This is a genomic window from Nonomuraea sp. CA-218870 (genome assembly GCF_050936535.1).
Classification (GTDB): Bacteria; Actinomycetota; Actinomycetes; order Streptosporangiales; family Streptosporangiaceae; genus Nonomuraea; species Nonomuraea corallina.
Window position 1 is genome coordinate 5,685,158 of the sequence record NZ_JBNJMN010000001.1, and the last position, 24,068, is coordinate 5,709,225.

Below are 24,068 nucleotides of genomic sequence, written 5' to 3' on the forward strand. Positions count from 1 at the left end.
TGACACATGACGCCTATTCGTCACAATGACGACGTGCTGGACGCGGCCCGCGACTGCGTGCTGGCCTATGGGGTGCGCCGCACCACGCTCACGGACGTGGCGCGGCGGGCCGGCGTCTCGCGGATGACCATCTACCGGCACTGGCCGGACATGCGGGCGCTGGTCGCCGACCTGATGACGCGCGAGTGGGTACGGGTGATCGACGGGGTGGACCTGGCCGATCCGGTGGGGGCGGTGGTGGCCGGGGTGCGCGGGCTGCGCGAGCACCCGCTCTGGCGCAAGATCGTGGAGGCGGACCCCGAGCTGCTGCTCCCCTACCTGCTCGACCGGCGCGGCGCCAGCCAGGAGGCGGTGCTCGCGGTGCTGGAGCCCGCGCTGGGCGACGCGCGCCGGGCCAGGGCGGTGCTGCTGGTGGCCCAGTCGTTCCTGCTGTCGGCGCCGACCATGCTGGGCCCGGTCACGCTCGACGAGCTGGACGCCGAGCTCGCCACGCTGCTGGAGGCCTATCTCGGCGGCCCGCCCGGTCATTTGCCCGGTCACCCGCCGGACTCCGGCCCGGCCGGCGGGAGCGGTCCCGGCGGCGGGACGGGCCGGTGAGCGGGCCTCGGGCGGGCAGTTCGCTCAACGCCGCCAGAAGAGCGCGCGAGCTGGCCCGCACCGCCGAGGAGCGGGTGGACGTGCTGGTGGTGGGGCTGGGCGCGACCGGGGCCGGCGCGGCGCTGGACGCGGCCTCGCGAGGGCTGAGCGTCGCCGCGATCGACGCCCACGACCTGGCCTTCGGCACCTCCCGGTGGAGTTCCAAGCTGATCCACGGCGGCCTGCGCTATCTGGCCAGGGGCCAGGTGGGCGTCGCCTACGAGAGCGCGGTCGAGCGCGGCGTCCTGCTGACGCGCACGGCCCCGCACCTGGTCAGGGCGCACCCGTACGTGCTGCCGCTGACGCCGGGGGTGACCGGGGCCCAGGCCTCGTTGGTGATGTCCGGCTACGTGCTCGGCGACGGGCTGCGGCGCGCCGCGGGCACGCCCCGGCGGCTGCTGCCGGGGCCGTCGGCGCTGACGGCGGGGCGGGCCCGCGAGCTGGCTCCGGCGCTGCGCGCCGGCGGGCTGCGCGGCGGCCTGCTGTCGTGGGACGGGCGGGTGCTGGACGACGCCCGCCTGGTGGTCGCCGTGGCCAGGACGGCGGCCGCGCGCGGGGCGCGGATCCTCACCCGCTGCCGCGCACTGGAGCTGCGCGCGGACGGCGCCCGGGTGCGTGACGAGCTGACCGGGGAGGAGTTCGGGATCAGGGCGCGGGCCGTGGTCAACGCGACCGGGGTGTGGGCCGGAGGGCTGGACCCGCGCGTGCGGCTGCGGCCCTCGCGCGGCACCCACCTGGTGCTCGCGCCGGACACGCTGCCGGGGCTGCGGGCCGGGCTGCACGTGCCGATCCCGGGCGAGAGCAACCGGTTCGCGCTCGTGCTGCCGCAGGCCGACGGGCGCGTGCACGTGGGGCTCACGGACGTGGCGGTGGACGGGCCGGTGCCCGACGTCCCGCAGGCGCCGGAGGAGGACGTCAGGACGCTCCTGGACGTGCTGAACGGAGTGCTGGAGATCGACGTGCCGCGACACGTCGTGGCGGGCGCGTACGCGGGGCTCAGGCCGCTGCTGGCGGCCGAGGGGGCGGCCGGCGGGCGCACGGCCGACCTGTCCCGGCGGCACGCGGTGCTGTCCTCGGACGGGATCGTCACGGTCGTCGGCGGCAAGCTGACCACCTACCGGCGGATGGCCGAGGACGCGGTGGACCGGGCGGTGGCGGTGCGCGGGCTGCGCGCCGGGCCGAGCCGGACGGCGGTGATCCCGCTGGTGGGCGCCGGCCGGCCCGCCGCCGGGGTACCGCGCCGGCTGGCCGAGCGCTACGGCGCCGAGGCGGCCGCGGTGCAGCCGCTCGTGGCGGCGCATCCCGAGCCGGTGGGCCTGGGCCTGACCCTGGGCGATCTGCTCTGGTCCGTGCGGCACGAGGGCGCGCTGGACGCCGGCGACCTGCTGGACCGGCGCACGAGGATCGGCCTGGTCGCGGCGGACCGGGAGCGGGCCCTGGAACTCGCGGAGGGCGCGTCCGGCTGAAGGTCCCGCCTCCGTTAGGTTAGTCTTACCTAATCATTGGAAGGGGGACGGTGTGGAGAAGGGTTGCGAGCACGCCAGGGGATGCCACACCGGCGGCATCCCCACCTTGGCGAGTGCGACGGCGGGCGCGCGGCTCTGGCTCCTCATCGAGTACGACGGTCCGTGGCCGTCGCACCTGGAAAGCTTCGAACTTCCTGAGAACATCTCAGAACTGGTGGCGAGGGCGCTGGCCCGGGGCATCAGGCCGCAGCTCATCCGCCGCCCGGGCCGCCGCACCCGGGCGCGGCGGCCGGGCATCCGCGTGCTGACCGGCTACGCGATCGGAGATCGGCCGTGGCTCGCCGGCGGCGTCATCGCAGGTCCCGACGATCTTGACCTGGACGCGCTGGTGTCCGGAGTGGTCCCCGAGTCCTGCATACTGGAAGACGAGCCGGTATTTCTGGTCTGCACGCACGCGAAGCGCAACGCGTGCTGCGCCCGCATTGGATTGCCCCTCGCCCGCGCTCTGGCGGAGAAACTGCCAGAAAGGGTGTGGGAAACGTCACACGTTGGCGGCGATCGGTACGCTGCCAACCTTGTGTGCTTGCCACACGGAATTTTCTACGGCAGCATGTCTCAGGCTGCTGCGATCGCAGCGGCTAACGCGTACCGGTCGGGCGAGATCATTCTCGACCGTTTCCGGGGGCGCGCGGGTATCCCTGAGCCATTGCAAGCCGTCGAGCACTTCGCCCGAGCCCATACGGGAGAGTGCTCCGTCGGCGCGGTGGCCGTGGAATCCTCCAAGTCGGACGACGACGTCACCGAAGCCATCGTGAGCTGCGGCGGCGTCCGGCTCAAGGTTGTGGTCCGGCCGGCGGCGTGGCAAGCGCCGTGCGGCTCGGTTTGCGCCGACAAGGCCACCACCTACCGGCTGGTTTCGCTGGACAGGCTTTCGCCTGTGCGGTACGCCACGCCTGCCTTCGCCTGACCAAGGGAACATCACGGTCCTGCATTGCGTTGGAACAGTGACGCCCAAAGCGTTCAATGCGGCTCAATTACCGAAATACCTCTCACGAAGGTGGTTTTCTCATGTCTCAGGTACGTCGGCAGCTCGCCCGCCCGCGCCCCAGCTGGGGTTGGCAGGATGATGCCGCGTGCCGGGGTGAGGACCTCGTGCTCTTCTTCGGCCCCGACGGGGAGCGGCAGCCCGAGCGTGACGTACGTGAGCGGAAGGCCAAGGCGATCTGCGCCGGATGCCCCGTCCGCACGGAGTGCCTAGACTACGCCCTGTCCCGGCCCGAGAAGTACGGCACGTGGGGTGGCCTCAACGAGGACGAGCGCGCCTCCGAGCGTCGCCGTCGCATGCGCCGCGCCGCCAGCGCCGGCATCTCCGCCGCCTGACACACCCGGCAGCGTCTCGAACGAATCGCGTGATCACGCAGTTGTCCCGATGACCCGGGGCCCGGCACGGCCGGGCCCCGGAGAACCCGGTCGGGGCAACTGCCTGATCAGGTGGACCTCAACCCCGCGCACGAAAGAAGCCGCCGTCCGGCCGGACGGCGGCTTTCTCATGCCCGCCGGGCGGCGGGCGGTCGGCTGGTCAGACCAGCAGGTCGTCGAATTCTCCGTCTTTGGCTCCCAGGACGAACGCGGTGATCTCGGCTCGCGTGTAGACGAGCGCGGGCCCGTCGGGGAACCGGGAGTTGCGCATGGCCACCTCGCCGGTGGGCAGCGTCGCCACCTCGACGCAGTTGCCGTTGGGGTTGCTCCGCGCGCTCTTGCGCCAGTCGACGGGGAGGCGACGGGCGGGCGTTCCGTTGCGGAACTCGTGCATGGGTGTTGCTCCTCGTCCCTTACGGATGCACGTGCATCCGCGCTTACGTGCCGAGAATAGAGGGACATGCCGTACCTCATATAGCGGATGACCAAATTCCCCTTATGTCATGTCTCACAGGGGTTCTCAGCTGTTCAGGAGCCGTTCCAGGAAACGCCGGGTCTCGCGCGGCTGCTCGGCCTGGACGCTCAGCCGGTCCATGACCTTCATGTAGTGCTCGGAGTCGGCCACCTTGTCCAGGTAGAGCGCGCTGGTCAGCTGCTCCATGTAGACCACGTCGGGCAGCTCGGGCTCGGGGAAGCGCAGGATGCTGAACGGCCCGCCGGCGGCGGCGTGCCCGCCCCGGTCGAACGGCATGATCTGGAGCGTGACATTGCTGTGCTCGGTGATCTCCAGCAGGTGCTCGATCTGCCCGCGCACCACCTCGGGACCGCCCAGCACCCGGCGCACCGAGGCCTCGTCGATCACCGCCCACAGCTTGAGCGGGTTGTCACCGGTCAGCCGCCGCTGCCGGGCCGTCCGCAGCTGGACCCGCCGCTCCAGCTCGGCGGGAGAGGCGTGCTCGTGGGCCAGCTCGATCACCGCCCTGGCGTAGGCGGGCGTCTGGAGCAGGCCCGGCACGAACTGGTTCTCGTAGGTGCGGATGGTCGAGGCCGCGCCCTCCAGCCCGATGTAGACCTCGAACCAGCCCGGCAGCAGGTCGCCGTACTTGTGCCACCAGCCCGGCGCGTTGGCCTGCTTGGCCAGCTCCAGCAGCGGCGCCCGCTCCTCCTCGGCCGTGACGCCGTAGAGGGTGAGCAGGTCGGCCACGTCGCGTTCCTTGAAGCTGACCTGGCCCAGTTCCAGCCTGCTGATCTTGGCGTGGGAGGCGCGGATGGAGTAGCCGGCGTCCTCGCGGGAGATGCCCATGCCGGTGCGGAGCCTGCGCAGCTGGGTGCCCAGCAGAATCCGCAGGACCGTGGGGCTGCCGGGAGAGTGTCGCAGAATGTCGCTGCCCGTCCGTTCGACCCTCTCCGCGCTCACCCTTACTCCTTGATCCACTGCACGTGCAGATGCTATTTGCATCCGTAAATCATGAAAGAGTCTTGCATCACCGACGTCACGCCGTAAAGATGGTCTTGGACACCAGAACGCGCTTCGGGGGCCAGCATGACGACTTTCGACGCCGGACCGCAAACCGCCAGCGGTCTGCGGCCGCCAGGATGGCTGACGGCCGTCCTGATCGACGGTCGGCCCGTCGAGCGCGATCGCCGGTTCGGCTTCCACGAGCTCAGCACGTTCGAGCCGGGCTGTGTCTCGGTGGCCAGGCGGTTCGTCGACCAGACGCTCGGCTCGTGGGGGGCCGAGCGCGCCGCGTTCGACGCCCAGCTCGTCGCCTCCGAACTCGTCACCAACGCCATGCGCCACGGCGGCGGCGCGATCGACCTGCGGCTGCTCATGGACCACACCGAGCTGGCCTGCGTTGTGAGCGATCACAGTCCGGCCGCGCCGATGGCCGGCGAGGCCGACCTGTTCGCCGAGTACGGGCGCGGGCTGCGCCTGGTCGGCGCCATCTGCCGCGCGTGGGGCTGGCTCACGCCCGGCGGCTCCCGCAAGCTCGTCTGGGCCGTGCTGCCGGTCTAGCCGGACGCCCGGTTACGGCCGAGCACCGCCAGCACGTCGGCGTCGGTGAGCTGGTCGAAGTGCTCGTACCACTGACCGACCGCGCGGAAGTCGGCCGGCGCGCACAGCACCACCACCTCGTCCGCCTCCGCACGCATGGCGTTGACCGTCTCCCTCGCCCCGACCGGCACCGCCAGCGTCACCCGGCCGGGACCGGCCGCGGCCACCGCCCGCAGCGCCGCCCGCGCGGTCACGCCGGTGGCGAGCCCGTCGTCGGCCACCACCACCTCGCGGCCCGCCAGGTCCGGCAGCGGCCGGTGGCCGCGGTAGACCGCCACCCGCCGGCCCAGCTCGCGCCGTTCGGCGGCCACCTCCTCGGCCAGCGCGTCGGGCGTCAACCCCAGCCGGTCCAGCAGCCGCAGGTCGAACACCGGCTCGCCGCCCTCCGCGATCGCCCCGACGCCGAGCTCCGGCGACGGCGGGTAGCCGATCTTGCGGGTGACGAGCACGTCGAGCACCCCGCCGAGCCCGCGCACGATCGGCTCGGCCACCTCCACCCCGCCCCGCGGCAGCGCGAGCACCACCGGGTCGCGGATGCCCGCCAGCCGTTCGGCCAGCCGCATCCCCGCCTCCGCACGGTCGACGAACACGCACTCCATGAGGTCCCCGTACCCTCGCATCCGCGTCTCCATCAGGAACGCCAGGACCGGCGGACGTGGGCCTTCCGGGGAGGGAGACCCCTCCCCGGAAGGCCCTCGGTTCACGGGCGGTTGCGGCCGGAACGGCGCATCTCCTTGTGGATGGACTTCCACCGGCTCTGCAGTTCCTTGCGCAGGCGCGCGTCCGTGCGGGAGGCCATCCACGCCGCCTCCCGCTGGAGCTTGCGCCAGCTCTCCAGCCGCCGCTCCGGCAGTTCGCCGTTCTCCAGCGCCGCCAGCACCGCGCACCCCGGTTCGCTCTCGTGGCCGCAGTCGTGGAAGCGGCACTTCTCCGCCAGCGTCTCGATGTCGGCGAAGACCAGGTCGACGCCCTCGTTCATGGCGTAGAGCCCGACCCGTCTGATGCCGGGCGTGTCGATGACGAGGCCGCCGCCGGGCAGCGGGATGAGCTCCCGGTGCACGGTGGTGTGCCGGCCGCGCCCGTCCGCGGCGCGTACCCGCTGGGTCTCCATCATCTCGCCGCCGGCCAGCGCGTTGACCAGCGTGGACTTGCCGGCTCCGGAAGGGCCGAGCACGACGGCGGTGCGGGAGCCGTCGAGGTAGCCGCGGACGACGTCGACGCCCTCGCCGCGCAGCGAGGAGACGGCGTGCACGTCGACCCCCGGCGCGGCCTGCCGCACGTCGGCGAGCAGGTCGTCCAGGCCGTGCCCGAACAGGTCGGACTTGGTGACCAGCACCACCGGCGTGCCGCCTGACTCCCAGGCGAGCGCCACCAGGCGCTCGACGCGGCCCAGGTCGGCCAGGTCGGTGGCGTGCATGGACGGCTCGGTGACGAACACGACGTCGACGTTGGCCGCGAGCACCTGGCCCTGGCCGTCGCCGGACAGCCCGCCGCGCGAGTCGCGGCTGACGCCGCCGCGGACGAACGCGGTGGTCCTGGGCAGCACCTCGTCGAGCTCGTAGCGGCCCTCGGGCAGCGGCTTGAGCGCCGCCCAGTCGCCCACGCAGGGCAGCGCGACCGGGTCGGCGGCGGACGCCCTGCGGACGCGGGCGCCGTGGCGGACGTGATGCGGGCCGTCGGCGGCGATGACCTCGGCCGCCCCGCGGTCGACGCGGGAGACCCGGCCGGGCACGGTGCCGTCGGGCAGCTCGGCGGCGCGGGAATCGGTCCAGCCGAGCAGGGAAAGATCGAAAGACAACGGAGTCACACCTTTGCAGGTCGAGAAGGGAAACCGGGCGGTCTCAGGCGAACGCCCGGAGGGAGGCGGCACGCAGGCAGAACAGAACGACCCGCATAGTCCTCACCTCCTCGATCCGTTTCGCCGCGACTCTACGCACCTCGTACGCGGGCCCGCAACAGGTTTTCGGTCCCCCCGGTTGAACCGCGGGGGCGGCGTTGCCCGTACCACCTGCCGACGGACTCGAGAAAGGGGAATGATGCGACTGAGCACGTATCCCCCACCCTCGGCCGAGGGAGCACCCCCCATGGCCAAGCCGCGGTTACGGACCTGGTTGAGGCGCGTACGGCCCGACCCTGAGACGGTCGTGTCGGCCCTCTACCGGCAGTACCACCGGCCGTTGCTGTCCTTCGTGATGCGCCTGACCTCGGGTGACCGGCAGTGGGCCGAGGACGTCGTGCAGGAGACCATGATCCGCGCCTGGCGCAGCGCCGAGCAGCTCGACCCGGAAGCGGCCTCGCTGATGCCCTGGCTGGCGACCGTCGCGCGACGTATCGTGATCGATGACCGGCGGCGCAGGGACGCCCGGCCCCAGGAGCAGGGTGACGGCCCGCTGGAGCACATGCCCGTGCCGGATGAGATGGAGCAGCTGCTGCACCAGGTGGTCGTGTCCGAGGCGCTCAAGGCGTTGTCGCCCGCGCACCGGGAGATCCTCAACGAGACGATCCTGCGCGATCGTTCCGTCAACGAGGCCGCGCAGGCGCTCGGCATCCCCGTGGGCACCGTCAAGTCCCGGGTCTACTACGCGGTGCGCGCGCTGCGCGTGGCGCTGGAGGAGAGGGGGGTGACGGCGTGACCTCGCGCGTGGAACACACCGACGTGGGCGCCTATGCCCTGGGGCTGCTGGACGAGGACGACCGGCTGGCGTTCGAGACCCACCTCCTCGGCTGCCGTTCCTGCGCGTCGGAGCTGTCCGACCTGGCGGGCGTCGCCCAGGCGCTGCACGGGCTCGGGCCGGTGACCGACGACCCTCCTGAGGACGAGCCCGCCGAGGTCATCGACCTGCTGCGCCGCAAGCAGGCGGCCGACCGCCGCTCCCGCAGGGGGACGTTTCTGCTCGGGGTCGCGGCCGCCATCGCGCTGATCGCCGGCGGGCTGGTGCTCGGCGCGCAGATCGGCGCCCGGAACGCCCCGCCGGCCGCCCACGGTCAGCTGGGCCCCGCGGAGCAGTTCTACGCGATGGGCACGCCCGTGCCGGGCACCGGCCGGGACGGCGTGACGGGCGGGCTGGTGCTGGAGTCCAAGGGCTGGGGCACCCACGCGGCGCTCAAGCTGTCGGGCGTCGAAGGGCCGCTGGAGTGCGAGCTGGTGGCCGTCGGCAAGGACGGCGACCGGCGGATCATGATGGGCTGGGCGGTGCCGCCCGACGGCTACGGCACGGCGGCCAACCCGAATCCGCTCTACATGCACGGGGCGGCCGCGCTGCCGATCGACCGGATCGACAGGTTCGAGGTCATCACGTCGACCGGGCGCAACCTGCTCACGGTCGACGTCTGACGCCCGGCTCCCGGCTCCCGGCTCCCGGCTCCCGGCTCCCGGCTCCCGGCAGGAGCGGCTTGACCGGGCCGCCCGCAGGTTTCCGGGGTACCGGAGAATTTTTCGCGAATCGTTGAACCCGGGGCGGGCCGGGGGCCGTACTGCTTGCCAGAACAGGGACTCCTCCAAGGGGATGACCGGCATGTCAGGGGACATGCCGGTCACCCCGAGCCCTTGTCACGGTGATGATCCGTCCACGACGTCGGGAGCCGTCCGGACGGATCTTCCGGCCGGCGGCGGGCCTGCCTCGCGCACCGCCGCCCGGCCGGCGCCACCGGGGACGTCCGGCCAGGCCCCAGGAGCGACCACGCCCCGCCGCACCCCGGGAGCCCGTGCGGCGGGGCGTCCCGCGCTCTCGGCGGAGTCCGCGTCCGCTGTGCTTCCCTCGATCGGGGGGTTCCGTGGACCGGACGTGGTAGGTAATCGCCCTATGGAATTCTTCTGTTATCACCGTGATCGGCCCGGTTCGGCGGCGCTCCGCAGCGCCTTGGTGGAGGAGCACTGGTCCTACATGGACCGGTACGCGGACCAGATGATCGCCCGGGGGCCGACCTTCGACCGGGGCGGTGAGACGGCCACCGGCAGCGTGCACATCCTCGATCTGCCGGATGCCGCCGCCGCGCGGACGTTCGCCTTCGACGAGCCCACCTACCAGGCCGGGGTGTATCGGGACGTGCTGCTGCGGCGCTGGCGCAACGTGCTGGGGCGGACCATGTGGGACTTTCCCGGCGGCCGGGAAGGCGGCGACCGGTATCTGGTGCTCGGCTTCGGCTCAGGGGAGGCCGTCGACCTCGTCCCGCCGCCCGGCCGGGACGAACTGATCGCGTACGGGCCGCTGCTGTCGGACGACGGCGCCGCCTGGCTGGGCACGGCGGCGCTGGTCCGGGCGCCGGACCGGGACGCGGCGCGCGCCGTCCTGACCGAGGGCCGGTACGCCGGGATCGAGGTCCACGACTGGGCGTTCGGCGGGCGGAGGTGACCGGACGCCGAGCGGCGCCGGCCTGAAGCCGTCCGGGCGTCACCGACGTGATCGGTGACGCCCGGAAGGGACTGCTGCTCCCGCGCCCGGGGTACGGGCGCGGCCGTCCTCACACCGGCAGGCCGGCGGTTCTTACCGGAGCCGCGGGGCCGGTGGCGGGCGGTTACAGGCCGGGAGCCGGGAACTGGGCGGTGAGGTCGCTGACCTCGCGGTGGACCCGGGCGATGACGTCCTCGGCGTCGCCCTTGGCCAGGGCGGTGACGACCTCGTCCATCCACGCCCCGATCTGCCGCATCTCCGCCTCCTTCATGCCGCGCGAGGTGACCGACGGGGTGCCGATGCGGATGCCCGACGGGTCGAACGGCTTGCGGGTGTCGAACGGCACCGCGTTGTAGTTGGTCTCCAGGCCCGCCCGGTCGAGGGCCTGGGCGGCGGGCTTGCCGCCGATGCCCTTCGGGGTGAGGTCGAGCAGGATCAGGTGGTTGTCGGTGCCGCCGGAGACGAGGTCGAAGCCGCGGGCGGCGAGCTCCTCGGCGAGGGCCTTGGCGTTGGCGACGACCTGGTGCGCGTACGCCTTGAAGTCGTCGGTGGCGGCCTCGCGCAGGGCGACGGCGATGGCGGCGGTGGTGTGGTTGTGCGGGCCGCCCTGCAGGCCGGGGAAGACGGCCTTGTTGAGCGCGGTGGCGTGCTCGTCGGACGTCGCCATGAGCATGGCTCCGCGCGGGCCGCGCAGCGTCTTGTGGGTCGTGGTGGAGATGACGTCGGCGTGCCCCACGGGCGACGGGTGGGCGCCGCCGGCGACGAGACCGGCGATGTGCGCGATGTCGGCGGCCAGGACGGCGCCGACCTCGCGGGCGATGGCCGCGAAGCCCTCGAAGTCGATGGTGCGCGGGACGGCGGTGCCGCCGCAGAAGATGAGCTTGGGCCGGTGTTCGAGGGCCAGCTCGCGGACCTCGTCGAGGTCGACGCGGCCGGTGTCCTTGCGGACGCCGTAGCGGACCGGGTTGAACCACTTGCCGGTGGCGGAGACGGACCAGCCGTGGGTGAGGTGGCCGCCGAACGGCAGGCCCATGCCCATCACGGTGTCGCCCGGCTGCAGGAACGCCAGGTAGATGGCGAGGTTGGCGGGAGAGCCGGAGTAGGGCTGGACGTTGGCGTGGTTGACGCCGAACAACGCCTTGGCGCGCTCGATGGCGAGGGTCTCGACCTGGTCGATGACCTGCTGGCCCTCGTAGTAGCGCTTGCCGGCGTAGCCCTCGGAGTACTTGTTGGTCAGGACCGTGCCGGTGGCTTCGAGCACGGCCTTGGAGACGTAGTTCTCGGAGGCGATGAGCTTGACGGTGTCGGCCTGGCGGCGCTCCTCGGCCTTGATCAGCTCGGCGATCTCCGGGTCGGCGCTAGCGAGAGAACCCATGACTCTCCTGTCATCATTGACGTCCTTGCGAAGACCCAGGCGCTCGGCCTCCGCTCCCTTCCCGCTCCCCGGTGGTCGTTCCCACCTGATGCGCCAGTCGCGACGTCTTCGACGATACTGGATGCGGAGGGGCTCACCTCGCCGTGATCAGCACGTTCCTGAGGACGCCGAGGCGGAGGAGGTCCACGTCGACCGTCTGCACGGTCTCCGGCACGCCGCGGAAGACGGCGAAGAAGCGCATCGACTCACCGGCCGCGATGTTGTCGCCCGCCCCCCAGGACGTGCACGCGCACTTGCCGTCCTGGGCCATCGGCTTCCACGGCAGCGGCTCGTCGCGGGCGACCAGCGCGATCGAGGAGGCGTCGGTGTTGCCCAGGTGCCGCATGGTGTGGAACTGGTACAGGCTGATGAACTCGCCGGCGCCGTCGTTGGTGACCGTCCATTCGAGCTTGACGTCGGCGCCCTGACGGCGGAGCGAGTCGATCCTGACGCGGGCGCGGACCTTCTCGTTCCAGGCGTTGGTGTGCGTGAAGGAGAGCTCCGCCCCGTCCGCCCCTGGCGTGACGACGCCGGTGGGCGTCCGGCTGGGGGTGACGGCGGCCTGAGACGGCCCGCCCGACGCGGGAGGGGTGGCCGGCGCGGTGACCGTGCGGGTCGTGACGGCCGCCGTGCCGGACGGCGGGGACGTCCAGGGGCGCCAGATCGCCAGCGTGCTGGCCAACGTCACCGCGGCGGCGAGGACCGCGGCGAGGACCGCGGCCGTCACCGGCGCGAGCAGGCGGCGGGGTCGCGGCGTGAGCGGGGCGCCGGGCGGCGGCGTCCAGGAGTCGCTCACCACCTGGGTGCCGGTGGCGACCGTGGCGCTCGGGCGGCCCAGCAGGCGGTCGAGGAGTTCCTGGGCCGTCGGGCGCCTGGCCGGGTCCTTGTGCAGGGCCTGCTCCACCAGGGGGCGCAGCCGCTCGTCCAGGCCGTCGAGCGCGGGCACGTGGTGGACGACGCGGTAGAGCACCTCGGGCACGGCGCCGGTGCCGAACGGCGGCCGGCCGGTGCCCGCGTAGGCGATGACTCCTCCCCAGGCGAACACGTCGCTCGCGGGCGTGGTGGGCAGGCCGCTCGCCTGCTCGGGAGCCATGTACGCGGGCGTGCCCGAGACGGTGGCCGACCGGGTGGCGTCGGGGTCGGCCAGCTGGGCGATCCCGAAGTCGATGACGCGCGGCCCGACGGCGCTGAGCAGGATGTTGGCGGGCTTGAGGTCGCGGTGGACGACGCCGGCCTGGTGGATGGCGGCCAGCGCGGTGGCCACGCCCACGGCCAGCGCCTCCAGGTTGGCCCCGGTCATCGGGCCCTGGGCGTCGATGACGGCCGACAGGTCCGGGCCGTCGACGTACTCGGTGACGAGATAGGCGGTGCCGCCGTCGAACCCCGCGTCGAGCACGGGCGCGGTGCAGAAGCGCGCCACCCGGCGGGCGGCCTCGGCCTCCCGGTCGAAGCGCCGCCGGAAGTCCTGACGCCCGGCCAGCTCAGGGTGGAGAACCTTGAGCGCGACGGTGGCGAAGCCGGCGTCGTAGGCGAGGTAGACGGTGCCCATGCCACCCTGGCCGAGCGTACGGATGAGGGTGTACGGACCGATTCGGCGACCTTGCGGAGTCACATCGCCATTGTGGCGACAAGTCCTGACGCGTGGTTGCGGAACGCCTGATCACGCGATCTCATGTGGCGCGGCCGTCACCGGGCCAGAGCCGGTCGACCTCGGCGTTGAGTATCGCCCCGATGAGCACGGCCAGGGCGGTGATGTAGAGCCAGAGCAGCAGGGCGATGGGCGCCGCGAGCGAGCCGTACACGGAGACGGGTGAGAACCACGCGGCGAGCACGGCGCGCAGCACGGTGGCGCAGACGATCCACAGGAACAGCGCCAGGATGGCCCCGGGCAGCTCGCGGAACCAGCGGGTGCGCACGGGGACGCTGACGTGGTAGAGCACGGTCAGGAACAGCACCGACCCGACGATCACCACGGGCCAGTAGAGCAGGTCGATGGGGCCGCCGTACTCGGCGGGCAGCACCCCTTTGAGCAGCGTCGGGCCGATGACCAGGATGGGCATCACCACGATGCCGACGACCAGGCCGACCACGTACAGGCCGAAGGACATCAGCCGGGTGCGGATGATGCCGCGCTCCTCCCCCAGCCCGTAGGCGACGGAGATGAGGTCGACGTACACGTACAGCGCCCGGGACCCGGACCACAGCGACAGCAGGAAGCCCAGCGAGATGATCGACACCTTGCTGGCGTCGTCCCTGAGGACGTCGGCGATGAGCGGGCGGACCACGGTGTCGATCGTGTCGGCGGTGAACAGCACCCCGGCCTGCTGGATGACCCAGACCTCGATGTCGCGCACCGCCTGCTTGCCGATCCAGGCGCCGAGCTTGGACAGCACGCCGATCAGGCCGAGCACGAACGGCGGCAGTGACAGCAGGGCGAAGAACGCGGCCTCGCCCGCCAGGCCGGTGACCCGGTAGGTGACCCCGGCGTTCGTGGCGGCGCGTACGGTGGCCCACGACCTCGTGTCGCGCACCCAGCTGAGCCGGGCACGGGCCGTCGAGGCACGCGACCTCTTCGGCTTCGACCCGCTACGCGCTTCCGTGGACGTCATTGGCACCCAACGCTCTGTCGCAGTGACTCTCCGGCAAGCTTACGTCCCAGTTGTCCTGCCCTACTCGTCGTCGACGATGCGCGCCCCCAGCGGCAGCAGCGAAACCGGGATCATCTTGATGTTGGCGACGCCCATCGGGATGCCGATGATCGAGACGAACAGCGGGATGGACGTGATCACGTGACCGGCGGCCAGCCAGATCCCGGCCACGACGCACCAGATGACGTTGCCGACGAGGGAGAGGGCGCCGGCCTGCGGATCGCGCACCACGGTCCGGCCGAACGGCCACAGAGCGTAGGCCGCGATGCGGAACGACGCGATGCCGAACGGGATCGTGACGATCAGGATGCAGCAGATGATCCCGGCGAGGACGTATCCGATGGCCAGCCAGAGCCCGGCGAAGACGAGCCAGATGACGTTCAGCAGGGTGCGCATGCTTCCAGCATGTCACCACGGGCTCCGGGGCGCGGCCTCAGCGTCCCCGGGGCGGCCGCCCCTCGCCCGGCGGGCCCGCGTACGCCTGCGCGATCCCCATCCACGCCGCCGCCGGCTCGCCGGTGATCTCCAGGGCGGTGTCGGACAGGTGGGCACGCTGCGTGACGGCCAGGCAGAAGTCGAGCATCGGCCCGCGTACCACGCCGGCGGCGCCCTCCGGGCCCGCCGTCCACGGCTCGCCGCCCGGCGTGGTCAGCTCCACCCGCACCGGCTCGGCCGGCACGGGCAGGCCCCGTACGGCGAAGGCGTAGGGCAGGGCCATGACCCCGATGCGGGCGACGTGGCGCAGCCGGTCGGTGGGCTCGCGGGTGCGGCCGAGCGCGTCGGCGATGTCCTGGCCGTGCGCCCACGTCTCCATCAGACGGGCGGTGGCGAAGGACGCGGCCGACATGTCGACCCCGTACCAGGGCAGGCGGCGTTTCGGCGGCAGCGTGGCGAGCGCGTCGGTGAGCCGGGCCCGCGCGGCGCCGAACCAGGCGCGCAGCTCGCCGGCGGGCATCCCGCGCGCCTGCTCCGCCAGGTCGTCGGGGGTGGCGGCGGCCGCGTCGGCGAGCAGGGCGCGGAAGGAGGCGGGATCGGTGATCGCGGTGTGGGCGGCGTCGTCGAACCAGGCCAGATGGCTCACCTGGTCGCGGATCGCCCAGCCAGCGGCGGGGGTGGGCAGCTCCCAGTCGCCGGGGCCGAGAGGGTCCAGGAGGGCTTCGAGCGAGGCGGTCTCGGCGCGGAGATCGTCGAGCAGCTCGGCCATGAGGTCCACGGCCGCCAGCCTAGCCGAGAGCGATAATGCTGTCGTGATCTGCGACAGCTGCAAGGACAGGCGGCACGACGAGTGCCGTGGCGGCTCGTGGTGCGACTGCCAGCACCAGCCACCGGCCGACGGGGAGCGGGAGGGCGAGTCGGAGTTCGGCTGGCCGCGACAGGGATGATCGAGTCCAGACTCTGGACCCGGTATTGGACATCTCGGACGGCCAGAGTATCTTCGTAAGCATGCCAGCGGACCCCATGCTCGTAGGCCGGCGCCACGTCGACCTTCTGCGTGTCCGCAGTGCCATCTGTTGCGACGCCCGGTAATCACTCGTTTCTCACCGCTGAGCGCGTCGCACCCTTCATCTTCCCCTGCACTCGATGACGAGGCAGGAGGACGCCCGTGCGCGCGCGCCCATGAACACAAAGGACGCGCAATGAGCACCCCTGCCAGCCGGCATCACAAGCGCCCGCGCGGCGAAGGCCAGTGGGCCCTCGGTTACCGGGAGCCGCTGAACAAGAACGAAGAGCTGAAGAAGAACGACGACGGGCTGAACGTCCGCCAGCGGATCATCGACGTCTACTCCAAGCGGGGCTTCGACTCGATCGACCCCGCCGACCTGCGTGGCCGCATGCGCTGGTACGGCATCTACACCCAGCGCAAGCCCGGCATCGACGGCGGCAAGACCGCCATCCTGGAGCCGGAGGAGCTCGACGACCGCTACTTCATGCTGCGCATCCGCATCGACGGCGGCCAGCTCGACCTGCGCCAGCTCCGGGTGATCGCCGACCTGTCCAACGAGTACGGGCGCGGCACGGCCGACGTGACCGACCGGCAGAACATCCAGCTGCACTGGATCGAGATCGAGTCGGTGCCGGACATCTGGCGGCGGCTGGAGGAGGTGGGGCTGTCGACCACGGAGGCGTGCGGCGACACCCCGCGCACGATCCTGGGCTGCCCGCTGGCCGGGATCGAGGACGAGGAGGTGCTCGACGCCACCGAGCAGATCAGCGAGATCCACCGGCGCTACATCGGCGACCCCGCCTACTCCAACCTGCCGCGCAAGTTCAAGTCGGCGCTGAGCGGCTGCCCCGCCCACTGCACGGTGCACGAGATCAACGACGTGGCGTTCGTCGGCGTGGTCAACGAGCACGGCGAGAAGGGCTACGACCTGTGGGTCGGCGGCGGCCTGTCGACCAACCCGATGCTGGGCAAGCGCCTGGGCGTGTTCGTGTCGCCGGAACGGGCGGGCGACGTCTACGGCGGCGTCATCGGCATCTTCCGCGACTACGGCTACCGGCGGCTGCGCCACAGGGCCCGGCTGAAGTTCCTGGTCAACGACTGGGGGCCGGAGAAGTTCCGTGAGGTGCTGGAGACCGAGTACCTCAAGGAGCCGCTGCCCGACGGGCCCGCGCCCGAGCGGCCGCGCGGTGACCGCCGCGACCACGTGGGCGTCTTCCGCCAGAAGGACGGCCGCTTCTACGTCGGCTTCGCGCCCAGGGTCGGCCGGCTCAGCGGTGACCGGCTCCACCTCATCGCCGACATCGCCGAGCGGCACGGCTCCGGCCGGGTGCGCACCACGGTCGAGCAGAAGATGGTCATCCTCGACGTCACCGCCGACCGGGTCGACTCGCTGGTGGCCGAGCTGGAGGCCAACGACCTGCGGGTGAACCCGTCCACGTTTCGCCGCCAGACGATGGCCTGCACCGGCATCGAGTTCTGCAAGCTGGCCATCGTCGACACCAAGAACACCGCCGACAGGCTGATCGACGAGCTGGAGCGCCGGCTGCCGGAGTTCGGCGAGCCGCTCACCATCAACGTCAACGGCTGCCCCAACTCGTGCGCCCGCATCCAGACCGCCGACATCGGGCTCAAGGGCCAGCTCGTCATGGACGAGAACGGTCAGCAGGTCGAGGGCTTCCAGATCCACCTCGGCGGCTCGCTGGGCGTCAACCCGGGCTTCGGCCGCAAGGTGCGCGGGCTCAAGACGACCTCGGCGGCGCTGCCCGACTACGTGGAGCGGGTCGCGCGCAACTACGACGAGCAGAAGAAAGAGGGCGAGACCTTCGCCGACTGGGTGCAGCGCGCCGACGAGGCCGATCTCAAATGAGCGGCCGCGCGGTCCCCTTCCACTGCCCCTACTGCGGCGACGAGGACCTGGAGCCCTACCAGGATGACGGGGGCTGGTACTGCCGGTCCTGCGCTCGCGCCTTCAAGCTGAAGTTTCTCGGAATCGGGGTGAACATATGACGCTCGCCGACATCGAGGTCGACCTGCGCCAGCAGCGCGGCGCCCTGGACCTGCAGGACATCGTCGAATCCGCCGCGCTGTTCCTGGAGGGCGCGCCCGCCCGCGAGATCGTCCGCTGGGCCGCCGCCACGTTCGGCGACCGGCTGTGCCTGACGTCCTCCATGAGCGACGCCCTGCTGATCGACCTGGTCAGCCGGGTGAAGCCGGGCGTGGACGTCCTGTTCGTCGACACCGGCTACCACTTCGCCGAGACGGTCGGCACCCGCGACGCGGTGCGGCAGGTCTACGACGTCAACGTCATCGACGTGCGGCCGTCCCGCACGGTCGACGAGCAGGACCGCGACCTCGGGCCGCGGCTGTTCGGCCGCAACCCGGACCTGTGCTGCTTCCTGCGCAAGGTGGAGCCGCTCAACCGCGCGCTGGAGCCGTACCTCGCGTGGATCAGCGGCATCCGCCGCGACGAGTCCCCTTCCCGCGCCGGCACCAAGGTCGTGGAGTGGGACGCCAAGCGGCAGATGGTGAAGATCAACCCGATCGCCTCCTGGACCCAGGAGGACGTCGACAACTACGTCACCGACAACGGGGTGCTGATCAACCCGTTGCACTACGACAACTACCCCTCCATCGGGTGCGCGCCGTGCACCCGGCAGGTCGTGGAGGGGGAAGACCCGCGCAGCGGCCGCTGGGCGGGGCTGGGGAAGGTCGAATGCGGCATTCACCTGTGACCCCCGGCCGGCCGGTGCCGTTGGCAGGCGGGACCGGCCCGAGCGTCCCCATGGTGGCGGTGGCGCACGGCTCGCGAGATCCCCGTGCGGCCGCCACCGTGGCGGCGCTCCTCGACGAGGTGCGGCGGCTGCGTCCCTGGCTTCCGGTGCGGACCGCCTACCTCGACCACGCCACCCCCGCGCTCGGGCAGGCGCTGCACGGCCTGGCCGAGGCGGTGGTTCTGCCGCTGCTGCTGACCGAGGCGTACCACAGCCGGGTCGACCTGCCGGCCGCGCTGCGTGAGGCGCGCGCCCGCGATCCGCGGCTGCGCGTCCGCTACGGCACGACCCTGGGCCCGCACCCGCTGCTCATGGCCGCCCTGGAACGCCGTCTGGAGGAGGCGGGCGTGACGGTCGGCGACCCTGACACCGCGGTGGTGCTGGTGTCGGCGGGTTCCGGTGACGCGCGCGCCAACGAGGTGATCGCCGGGCTGGCCCGCGCCTGGCGCCGCCCCGCCGCCGCGCCGTCCTTCACCACCCGGTCCTTCACCACGCGGCCCTTGACCACGCGGCCCTTGACCGGCTGTTCCTGGCCTGACCGTTCCTCCACCGACCGTTCCTTGCCGCCGCGCGGCTGGTGGGCCGTCGAGCCCGCGTACGCCTCCGCCGCCTCACCGACGCCGGCGCAGGCCGTCGCCCGGCTCAAGGAGGCGGGCGCGCCGCGGGTGGTGGTCGCCCCCTACCTGCTGGCGCCGGGCTACTTCGCCGACAAGGTGCGCCGCACCGCGCTGGAGGCGGGCGCCGACGTGGTGGCCGACGTGCTCGGGGCCGCCCCCGAGCTGGCGCAGGTGCTGCTGGAACGGTACGAGTCGGCGCTGCGCGCCCCGGCGGACGACCTCAGGACCGCCTGAACGCACGTGACCGCTCCGACACCCCGAACGTGCCGTACGTGACCGCTTCCGGCGGGCGTGCCGGAGTGGCGGGTCAGTGGCCGCGGCCCAGGGAGCGGTCGGAGTCGTCGCCGTGGAGCTGGCGCCAGTGCTCACGCCAGGCCGACCAGCCGCGCTTGATCGGTTTGGCGCGCGAGTCGCCGAGCACCTTCACGTCGCCCATGACCGCGTAGGCGTGCACCCGCACCACCGGCACGTTCATCCCCCGCGGCGCCTGCTCCACGTCGACCTTCTTGTCGCCCATGAGCGCCAGGCCGTCGAGGTCGACGTTCACCCCGTCGGGGACGATGATCTTCACGTCGCCCATCACGGAGACGGCGAGGATCTCCACCAGGTCGGTGCGCACCTCGGCCTCGCGCAGGTCGAGCACCACGTCGCCCATCACGGCCACCGCGCCCAGCTCCTGGTCGATGCGCCAGGTGCCGCGCCGTTTGGTATCGCCCATGACGCCGACGAACCAGCGCCGTTTGCGGCCCTCGCGCCGCCGCGCCGGCGGTGCGGGGGCGGCGACGGCGGGCAGGTCCTGCGTGAGCAGGGCCAGCTCGGCGTGGGTGGTGGCGGTGTAGGCGGCCTCGGTGCGGTCGGTGAGCTCGGCCAGGGTGAGCCGGCCTTCGACGGAGGCCTCGCGAAGCAGCTCGACCACCGCCTCACGCTCGGCGTCGGAGGCGCGTACCTCCCCGGGGTCAGTCATACTCGCAACATATCGCGTTTTGACGGTGTCACGGTCCTCCCTGGGGAGGAAAACGGGTGAACCACTATCGACACGCACCACGTACCAGAAAGTGACACGGACCCCAGCATGGTCCCGGGGCGCGGCCGGGCCAGGCTAGGGTCCGTTGTCATGCATGAGGAACAGCTCTACCGGGCCGCGCTGGACGGCGACGAGAAGACCGTGGGCGAGCTGCTCGCCGCCGGGGCCGATCCGGACCGGCCTTATGAGGGCGAGGAGGGCGGGCTGCCGCTGTGCGCCGCCGCCGCCCGCGACCGGGCGGCCGTCGCCGGGCTGCTGCTCGCCGCCGGCGCCGGGGTGGACACCCGGGAGGGCGGCGGCTGGACCGCGCTGATGTGGGCCGCCACCAACGGCGCCGCCGGGACGGCGCGGGTGCTGATCGAGGCGGGCGCCGACGTGGACGCCGCCAACGAGACGGGCGACACGCCGCTGACGCTCGCCGCCCGCCGGGGCGCGCTGGGCGTGGTGCGCGAGCTGCTCGACGCCGGCGCGGACCCGGCCCGCTACGACGGCGACGGCGACACGGCGCACGACATCGCCGCCGACTGGGTGGGCGTCCACCTGGAGGGCGCGCTGCTCGACCAGGTGGAGCAGGAAGACTGGACGTACGCGGTGCACCGGCAGTGGGCGGGTGACGGCACCGAGCTGGTCACCGTCACCGCCACCTCGCCCGACGGGTCGGAGACCGAGCAGGTGGAGGCGCAGCGCGGCCACGCCGCCATCGCGACCCTGCTGGAGGCGGCCACGGGCGAGTGGGCGCCGATCGAGCGGCTGGTGGCGCGCGCGCTGGCCCACCGCGACCTGGACGAGGACGCGGAGACGTGGTGGGCGGCGGCCGACGCGCTGGCCGCGCGCGGCGACGACAAGACGTACGTGACCCTGACGGAGCTGTGCGCGAGCGAGGACGCCAGGGAGCGCGAGTTCGGCGTGGACGCGATCGCCCAGTTCGGCGTCACCGGCGAGGACAGGCCCTACCTGGAGCGGACGCTGCCGCTGCTGCGCCGGATGACGGTCACCGAGTCCAGCCCGCAGGTGCTGCGGTCGGTGCTGGCGGCGCTCGGCCACCAGGGCGACCCCCGGGCGCTGCCGCTGGTGCTCGGCCTGATCGGCCGCCCCGGTCACCAGCGCACGATGACCGACGCCATCGCGCTGGCCGACGCGCTGGCGGACGGGCCGGCGCCGGGCCACGACGAAGGGCTGGCGCTGCTGATCGAGATGACCGGCGACGACGACGGCGAGGTGCGCGACTGGGCCACCGCCGGCCTGGCGGGGCTGGACGCCGACACGCCCGAGATCCGGGACGCGCTGGCGGCCCGGCTGGACGACCACGTGCTGCGCGCGGTGGCGGAGGCGGCGCGCGGCCTGGCCAGGCGCGGCGACCCGCGCGCCGGCCACGGCGCCCGGCGGGTGCGGGCCGAGTCCGACGACCCCGAGCTGCTCGAACTGGTCGGCGACGTCCAGGACGCCTGAGCGACGCCCGCAGGCCACCCGAGACCCGGGTGGGCGGCGAGGCGGCGAAGGGACGTCCCCTCGCGGTGACTTCGCCGCCCCGCGATAGGGTCGGAAGGTCCACTGATCGACAGAGGGAGCAATTCGCATGGCCACGACTCGCACCGCCACGACGCAGTGGAAGGGCGCGCTGCTCGACGGTTCCGGCACCGTTTCGCTCGACACCTCAGGCGTCGGGACCTTCGAGGTGTCCTGGCCGTCCCGCGCCGAGGCGGCCAACGGCAAGACCTCTCCGGAGGAGCTCATCGCCGCGGCCCACTCCTCCTGCTTCTCCATGGCCCTCTCGCACGGCCTGGCCGGCGCCGGCACGCCTCCGGAGTCCGTGCAGACCAGCGCCGACGTCACCTTCCAGCCGGGCGAGGGCATCACCGGCATCGTGCTCACGGTCAAGGCCCACGTCCCCGGCATCACCGCCGAGCAGTTCCAGCAGGCCGCCGAGACCGCCAAGGCCAACTGCCCCGTCAGCAAGGCCCTGACCGGCACCACGATCACGCTGAATGCCGAACTGCTCTAGCGGTACCCCCAACGCGTGCGACAATTAGGTCACATGCGCGACGTCTGGCCGGGCGAACCTTATCCACTCGGCGCTACCTGGGATGGCGTGGGCACCGGTTTCGCGGTGTTCTCCGAGGTGGCCGAGCGGGTCGAGTTGTGCCTTTTCCACGACGACGGCTCCGAGGAGCGCGTCGACCTGCCCGAAGTGGATGGGTTCGTCTGGCATGGCTACCTGCCCGGCGTGATGCCCGGCCAGCGTTACGGCTACCGCGTCCACGGCGCCTACGACCCGGCGCACGGCCACCGGTGCAACCCCGCCAAGCTGCTGCTCGACCCGTACGCCAAGGCGGTCGACGGCGAGCTGCGGTGGAACGAGGCGGTCTTCTCCTACCACTTCACCGACCCGGCGAAGGTCAACCGGCTCGACAGCGCCCCCTTCATGCCGAAGAACGTGGTGATCAACCCGTTCTTCGACTGGGGCAACGACCGGCCGCCGCGCGTCCCGTACCACCAGACCGTGATCTACGAGGCGCACGTGCGCGGGCTCACCATGCGCCACCCGGGCGTGCCCGAGGAGCTGCGCGGCACGTACGCCGGGGTGGGGCACCCGGCGATCGTCGACCATCTGCTGTCGCTGGGGGTGACGGCGGTCGAGCTGATGCCGGTCCACCACTTCATGCCCGAGCACTTCCTGGTGGCGCGGGGGCTGACGAACTACTGGGGCTACAACACGATGGCCTATCTCGCCCCGTACGGCGGCTACTCCAGCGCCGGGACGCGCGGCGAGCAGGTGCAGGAGTTCAAGGCCATGGTGCGGGCGCTGCACGAGGCGGGCATCGAGGTGATCCTCGACGTGGTCTACAACCACACCGCCGAAGGCGACCACATGGGGCCGACGCTGGGGTTCCGGGGGATCGACAACGCCGCCTACTACCGGCTGCACGACGCCGACCGGCGCTACTACCTGGACTACACCGGGTGCGGCAACTCGCTGAACGTCCGCTCGCCGCACGCGCTGCAGCTGATCATGGACTCGCTGCGCTACTGGGTGCTGGAGATGCACGTCGACGGGTTCCGGTTCGACCTGGCCTCGGCGCTGGCGCGCGAGCTGCACGACGTCGACCGGCTGAGCGCGTTCTTCGACCTGATCCAGCAGGACCCGGTGATCTCCCAGGTCAAGCTGATCGCCGAGCCGTGGGACGTGGGTCCTGGCGGCTACCAGGTGGGCAACTTCCCGCCGCTGTGGACCGAGTGGAACGGCAAGTACCGCGACACCGTGCGCGACTTCTGGCGGGGCAGCCACTCGGCGCTGCCGGAGTTCGCCTCGCGGCTGACGGGTTCGGCCGACCTCTACGAGACGTCGGGGCGGCGGCCGGTGGCCTCGATCAACTTCGTGACGTGCCACGACGGGTTCACGCTCACCGACCTGGTCTCCTACGACCGCAAGCACAACGAGGCCAACGGCGAGGGCAACCGCGACGGCACCGACGACAACCGGTCGTGGAACTGCGGCGCCGAGGGGCCGGTGGAGGACCCGGCGATCGTACGGCTGCGCGAGCGCCAGCGGCGCAACTTCCTGGCCACGCTGTTCCTGTCGCAGGGCGTGCCGATGCTGTCCCACGGCGACGAGCTCGGCCGGACGCAGCGGGGCAACAACAACGCCTATTGCCAGGACAACGAGATCGCCTGGGTCGACTGGTCGGGGCTGCGCACGGAGACGCGGCTGCTGGAGTTCGTGCGCAAGCTGGCGGAGCTGCGCCGGCAGCACCCCGTGTTCCAGCGGCGGCGGTTCTTCCAGGGCCGTCACCCCGACAACGGCGAGCGCGACCTGGTGTGGCTGACGCCCGGCGGCGCCGAGATGACGTCCGCCGACTGGCACGTCGGCTACGCCAAGTCGCTGATGGTCTACCTGAACGGCGACGCGATCACCGAGCCGGGGCCGCGCGGCGAGCGGATCGTGGACGACTCGTTCCTGCTGCTGATCAACGCCCACCACGAGGACATGGCGTTCACGCTGCCGGGCGAGGCGTTCGGCGGCGGCTGGATACCGGAGCTCGACACCGCCGGCGACGGCTGCGAGGAGCCGTCCGGTGAGGAGCGCCGGGAAGCGGGCGACGTGGTGGCGGTCACGGCGCGGTCGATGATGGTGCTGCGCAGGCCGCGCGACTGAGTTGTCGGGGGCGTGTGCCAAGGTGGAGG

At 72.2% G+C, this 24,068-nt stretch carries 27 protein-coding genes and 1 riboswitch; of the genes, 17 read left to right on the top strand and 10 right to left on the bottom strand.

The annotated features are described in order from the left end of the window. The first annotated feature begins 6 nt into the window (after window positions 1-6). From ACQEUU_RS27180 to ACQEUU_RS27195, 4 genes are all read left to right on the top strand, one after another. Entirely contained in the window at window positions 7-597 is a 591-nt protein-coding gene (locus ACQEUU_RS27180; RefSeq protein WP_433071148.1) for a TetR/AcrR family transcriptional regulator, read from the top strand. Continuing rightward, the gene (locus tag ACQEUU_RS27185) at window positions 594-2,102 is read left to right on the top strand and encodes a glycerol-3-phosphate dehydrogenase/oxidase (RefSeq protein WP_433071151.1); all 1,509 of its coding nucleotides are present in this window, start codon (window positions 594-596) and stop codon (window positions 2,100-2,102) included. The genes ACQEUU_RS27180 and ACQEUU_RS27185 overlap by 4 nt, the downstream gene beginning before the upstream one ends. Before the next feature lie 52 nt (window positions 2,103-2,154). Beyond that, on the top strand, window positions 2,155-3,069 hold the full coding sequence (locus tag ACQEUU_RS27190; RefSeq protein WP_433071154.1) for a sucrase ferredoxin: 915 nt from the start codon (window positions 2,155-2,157) through the stop codon (window positions 3,067-3,069). Between the two features lie 101 nt (window positions 3,070-3,170). Next, on the top strand, window positions 3,171-3,482 hold the full coding sequence (locus tag ACQEUU_RS27195) for a WhiB family transcriptional regulator (protein ID WP_270159808.1): 312 nt from the start codon (window positions 3,171-3,173) through the stop codon (window positions 3,480-3,482). 199 nt (window positions 3,483-3,681) lie between these two features. Here ACQEUU_RS27195 and ACQEUU_RS27200 read toward each other — a convergent pair whose 3' ends face one another. Both ACQEUU_RS27200 and ACQEUU_RS27205 read right to left on the bottom strand, forming a co-directional pair. Then, window positions 3,682-3,915 carry a DUF397 domain-containing protein gene (locus ACQEUU_RS27200; protein ID WP_270159809.1) on the bottom strand — a complete coding sequence of 78 codons (234 nt, stop codon included), beginning with the start codon at window positions 3,913-3,915 and terminating at the stop codon, window positions 3,682-3,684. A 126-nt stretch (window positions 3,916-4,041) separates the two neighbouring features. Continuing rightward, window positions 4,042-4,938 (bottom strand): helix-turn-helix domain-containing protein, encoded by an 897-nt coding sequence (locus ACQEUU_RS27205; RefSeq protein ID WP_433071158.1) that lies wholly within the window; start codon window positions 4,936-4,938, stop codon window positions 4,042-4,044. Window positions 4,939-5,064: 126 nt separating this feature from the next. On the opposite strand from ACQEUU_RS27205, the gene ACQEUU_RS27210 reads away from it, so the two are divergent. After that, a complete protein-coding gene (locus tag ACQEUU_RS27210) occupies window positions 5,065-5,538 on the top strand; it encodes an ATP-binding protein (protein WP_433071161.1) in 474 nt (157 codons plus the stop codon). On the opposite strand, the gene ACQEUU_RS27215 is transcribed toward ACQEUU_RS27210, so the two are convergent. Both ACQEUU_RS27215 and rsgA read right to left on the bottom strand, forming a co-directional pair. After that, window positions 5,535-6,197, bottom strand: a complete 663-nt coding sequence (locus ACQEUU_RS27215; protein ID WP_433071164.1) for a phosphoribosyltransferase — start codon at window positions 6,195-6,197, stop codon at window positions 5,535-5,537. The genes ACQEUU_RS27210 and ACQEUU_RS27215 overlap by 4 nt on opposite strands. 80 nt (window positions 6,198-6,277) lie before the next feature. Next, complete coding sequence (gene rsgA, locus ACQEUU_RS27220; RefSeq protein WP_433071167.1) at window positions 6,278-7,384, bottom strand: ribosome small subunit-dependent GTPase A; 1,107 nt, start codon at window positions 7,382-7,384, stop codon at window positions 6,278-6,280. Window positions 7,385-7,661: 277 nt separating this feature from the next. Between rsgA and ACQEUU_RS27225 the strand changes: the two genes are divergently transcribed. The 3 genes from ACQEUU_RS27225 to ACQEUU_RS27235 all read left to right on the top strand — a co-directional run bounded on the left by ACQEUU_RS27225 (window position 7,662) and on the right by ACQEUU_RS27235 (window position 9,929). Further along, window positions 7,662-8,210 (top strand): sigma-70 family RNA polymerase sigma factor, encoded by a 549-nt coding sequence (locus ACQEUU_RS27225; RefSeq protein WP_433071170.1) that lies wholly within the window; start codon window positions 7,662-7,664, stop codon window positions 8,208-8,210. Next, window positions 8,207-8,911 carry an anti-sigma factor family protein gene (locus ACQEUU_RS27230; RefSeq protein WP_433071173.1) on the top strand — a complete coding sequence of 235 codons (705 nt, stop codon included), beginning with the start codon at window positions 8,207-8,209 and terminating at the stop codon, window positions 8,909-8,911. The genes ACQEUU_RS27225 and ACQEUU_RS27230 overlap by 4 nt, the downstream gene beginning before the upstream one ends. Window positions 8,912-9,380: 469 nt before the next feature. Next, a complete protein-coding gene (locus ACQEUU_RS27235) occupies window positions 9,381-9,929 on the top strand; it encodes a YciI family protein (protein ID WP_433071176.1) in 549 nt (182 codons plus the stop codon). 163 nt (window positions 9,930-10,092) lie between these two features. On the opposite strand, the gene glyA is transcribed toward ACQEUU_RS27235, so the two are convergent. From glyA to ACQEUU_RS27260, 5 genes are all read right to left on the bottom strand, one after another. Then, on the bottom strand, window positions 10,093-11,343 hold the full coding sequence (gene glyA, locus ACQEUU_RS27240) for a serine hydroxymethyltransferase (RefSeq protein WP_433071178.1): 1,251 nt from the start codon (window positions 11,341-11,343) through the stop codon (window positions 10,093-10,095). Window positions 11,344-11,369: 26 nt separating this feature from the next. Next, window positions 11,370-11,454: riboswitch (ZMP/ZTP riboswitch) on the bottom strand. A gap of 22 nt (window positions 11,455-11,476) precedes the next feature. Further along, on the bottom strand, window positions 11,477-12,994 hold the full coding sequence (locus ACQEUU_RS27245; RefSeq protein WP_433071181.1) for a serine/threonine-protein kinase: 1,518 nt from the start codon (window positions 12,992-12,994) through the stop codon (window positions 11,477-11,479). A gap of 58 nt (window positions 12,995-13,052) precedes the next feature. Further along, a complete protein-coding gene (locus tag ACQEUU_RS27250) occupies window positions 13,053-13,913 on the bottom strand; it encodes a YihY/virulence factor BrkB family protein (RefSeq protein ID WP_433071184.1) in 861 nt (286 codons plus the stop codon). 138 nt (window positions 13,914-14,051) lie between these two features. Beyond that, the gene (locus ACQEUU_RS27255) at window positions 14,052-14,426 is read right to left on the bottom strand and encodes a YccF domain-containing protein (protein WP_433071187.1); all 375 of its coding nucleotides are present in this window, start codon (window positions 14,424-14,426) and stop codon (window positions 14,052-14,054) included. Between the two features lie 37 nt (window positions 14,427-14,463). Next, on the bottom strand, window positions 14,464-15,234 hold the full coding sequence (locus tag ACQEUU_RS27260) for a TIGR03084 family metal-binding protein (RefSeq protein ID WP_433072000.1): 771 nt from the start codon (window positions 15,232-15,234) through the stop codon (window positions 14,464-14,466). A 43-nt stretch (window positions 15,235-15,277) separates the two neighbouring features. Here ACQEUU_RS27260 and ACQEUU_RS27265 point away from each other — a divergent pair, with 43 nt between their 5' ends. The 6 genes from ACQEUU_RS27265 (at window position 15,278) to ACQEUU_RS27290 (ending at window position 19,096) form a co-directional block, all read left to right on the top strand. Beyond that, window positions 15,278-15,412 (top strand): hypothetical protein, encoded by a 135-nt coding sequence (locus ACQEUU_RS27265; RefSeq protein WP_433071190.1) that lies wholly within the window; start codon window positions 15,278-15,280, stop codon window positions 15,410-15,412. A 61-nt stretch (window positions 15,413-15,473) separates the two neighbouring features. Continuing rightward, window positions 15,474-15,557 (top strand): putative leader peptide, encoded by an 84-nt coding sequence (locus ACQEUU_RS27270; protein ID WP_354532976.1) that lies wholly within the window; start codon window positions 15,474-15,476, stop codon window positions 15,555-15,557. Between the two features lie 110 nt (window positions 15,558-15,667). Further along, a complete protein-coding gene (locus tag ACQEUU_RS27275) occupies window positions 15,668-17,341 on the top strand; it encodes a nitrite/sulfite reductase (RefSeq protein ID WP_433071192.1) in 1,674 nt (557 codons plus the stop codon). After that, the gene (locus ACQEUU_RS27280) at window positions 17,338-17,481 is read left to right on the top strand and encodes an Insertion element protein (protein WP_148030414.1); all 144 of its coding nucleotides are present in this window, start codon (window positions 17,338-17,340) and stop codon (window positions 17,479-17,481) included. The genes ACQEUU_RS27275 and ACQEUU_RS27280 overlap by 4 nt, the downstream gene beginning before the upstream one ends. Beyond that, window positions 17,478-18,206: a phosphoadenylyl-sulfate reductase gene (locus tag ACQEUU_RS27285; protein ID WP_433071195.1), complete on the top strand. Its 729-nt coding sequence runs from the start codon at window positions 17,478-17,480 to the stop codon at window positions 18,204-18,206. Before ACQEUU_RS27280 ends, ACQEUU_RS27285 begins: the two co-directional genes overlap by 4 nt. Further along, window positions 18,188-19,096, top strand: a complete 909-nt coding sequence (locus ACQEUU_RS27290; RefSeq protein ID WP_433071197.1) for a sirohydrochlorin chelatase — start codon at window positions 18,188-18,190, stop codon at window positions 19,094-19,096. Before ACQEUU_RS27285 ends, ACQEUU_RS27290 begins: the two co-directional genes overlap by 19 nt. Window positions 19,097-19,169: 73 nt before the next feature. On the opposite strand, the gene ACQEUU_RS27295 is transcribed toward ACQEUU_RS27290, so the two are convergent. Beyond that, entirely contained in the window at window positions 19,170-19,826 is a 657-nt protein-coding gene (locus ACQEUU_RS27295) for a DUF1707 SHOCT-like domain-containing protein (RefSeq protein ID WP_433071199.1), read from the bottom strand. A 150-nt stretch (window positions 19,827-19,976) separates the two neighbouring features. Between ACQEUU_RS27295 and ACQEUU_RS27300 the strand changes: the two genes are divergently transcribed. The 3 genes from ACQEUU_RS27300 (at window position 19,977) to glgX (ending at window position 24,039) form a co-directional block, all read left to right on the top strand. Next, window positions 19,977-21,335, top strand: coding sequence for an ankyrin repeat domain-containing protein (locus tag ACQEUU_RS27300; protein ID WP_433071201.1), 1,359 nt, complete (start codon window positions 19,977-19,979; stop codon window positions 21,333-21,335). A 127-nt stretch (window positions 21,336-21,462) separates the two neighbouring features. Further along, the gene (locus ACQEUU_RS27305; RefSeq protein ID WP_270155068.1) at window positions 21,463-21,888 is read left to right on the top strand and encodes an OsmC family protein; all 426 of its coding nucleotides are present in this window, start codon (window positions 21,463-21,465) and stop codon (window positions 21,886-21,888) included. A 33-nt stretch (window positions 21,889-21,921) separates the two neighbouring features. Further along, a complete protein-coding gene (glgX, locus tag ACQEUU_RS27310) occupies window positions 21,922-24,039 on the top strand; it encodes a glycogen debranching protein GlgX (RefSeq protein WP_433071203.1) in 2,118 nt (705 codons plus the stop codon). Window positions 24,040-24,068 lie beyond the last annotated feature (29 nt).

Bases quoted from the DNA above. Each gene is read 5' to 3' on its own strand.
- ACQEUU_RS27260 (WP_433072000.1), bottom strand. From the start codon at position 15,234: ATGGCCGAGCTGCTCGACGATCTCCGCGCCGAGACCGCCTCGCTCGAA.
- glgX (WP_433071203.1), top strand. From the start codon at position 21,922: ATGCGCGACGTCTGGCCGGGCGAACCTTATCCACTCGGCGCTACCTGG.
- ACQEUU_RS27210 (WP_433071161.1), top strand. From the start codon at position 5,065: ATGACGACTTTCGACGCCGGACCGCAAACCGCCAGCGGTCTGCGGCCG.
- glyA (WP_433071178.1), bottom strand. From the start codon at position 11,343: ATGGGTTCTCTCGCTAGCGCCGACCCGGAGATCGCCGAGCTGATCAAG.
- ACQEUU_RS27285 (WP_433071195.1), top strand. From the start codon at position 17,478: ATGACGCTCGCCGACATCGAGGTCGACCTGCGCCAGCAGCGCGGCGCC.
- ACQEUU_RS27200 (WP_270159809.1), bottom strand. From the start codon at position 3,915: ATGCACGAGTTCCGCAACGGAACGCCCGCCCGTCGCCTCCCCGTCGAC.
- ACQEUU_RS27305 (WP_270155068.1), top strand. From the start codon at position 21,463: ATGGCCACGACTCGCACCGCCACGACGCAGTGGAAGGGCGCGCTGCTC.
- ACQEUU_RS27300 (WP_433071201.1), top strand. From the start codon at position 19,977: ATGCATGAGGAACAGCTCTACCGGGCCGCGCTGGACGGCGACGAGAAG.
- ACQEUU_RS27275 (WP_433071192.1), top strand. From the start codon at position 15,668: ATGAGCACCCCTGCCAGCCGGCATCACAAGCGCCCGCGCGGCGAAGGC.
- ACQEUU_RS27225 (WP_433071170.1), top strand. From the start codon at position 7,662: ATGGCCAAGCCGCGGTTACGGACCTGGTTGAGGCGCGTACGGCCCGAC.
- ACQEUU_RS27295 (WP_433071199.1), bottom strand. From the start codon at position 19,826: ATGACTGACCCCGGGGAGGTACGCGCCTCCGACGCCGAGCGTGAGGCG.
- ACQEUU_RS27235 (WP_433071176.1), top strand. From the start codon at position 9,381: ATGGAATTCTTCTGTTATCACCGTGATCGGCCCGGTTCGGCGGCGCTC.
- ACQEUU_RS27180 (WP_433071148.1), top strand. From the start codon at position 7: ATGACGCCTATTCGTCACAATGACGACGTGCTGGACGCGGCCCGCGAC.
- ACQEUU_RS27195 (WP_270159808.1), top strand. From the start codon at position 3,171: ATGTCTCAGGTACGTCGGCAGCTCGCCCGCCCGCGCCCCAGCTGGGGT.
- ACQEUU_RS27255 (WP_433071187.1), bottom strand. From the start codon at position 14,426: ATGCGCACCCTGCTGAACGTCATCTGGCTCGTCTTCGCCGGGCTCTGG.
- ACQEUU_RS27270 (WP_354532976.1), top strand. From the start codon at position 15,474: ATGCCAGCGGACCCCATGCTCGTAGGCCGGCGCCACGTCGACCTTCTG.
- ACQEUU_RS27215 (WP_433071164.1), bottom strand. From the start codon at position 6,197: ATGCGAGGGTACGGGGACCTCATGGAGTGCGTGTTCGTCGACCGTGCG.
- ACQEUU_RS27280 (WP_148030414.1), top strand. From the start codon at position 17,338: ATGAGCGGCCGCGCGGTCCCCTTCCACTGCCCCTACTGCGGCGACGAG.
- ACQEUU_RS27290 (WP_433071197.1), top strand. From the start codon at position 18,188: ATGCGGCATTCACCTGTGACCCCCGGCCGGCCGGTGCCGTTGGCAGGC.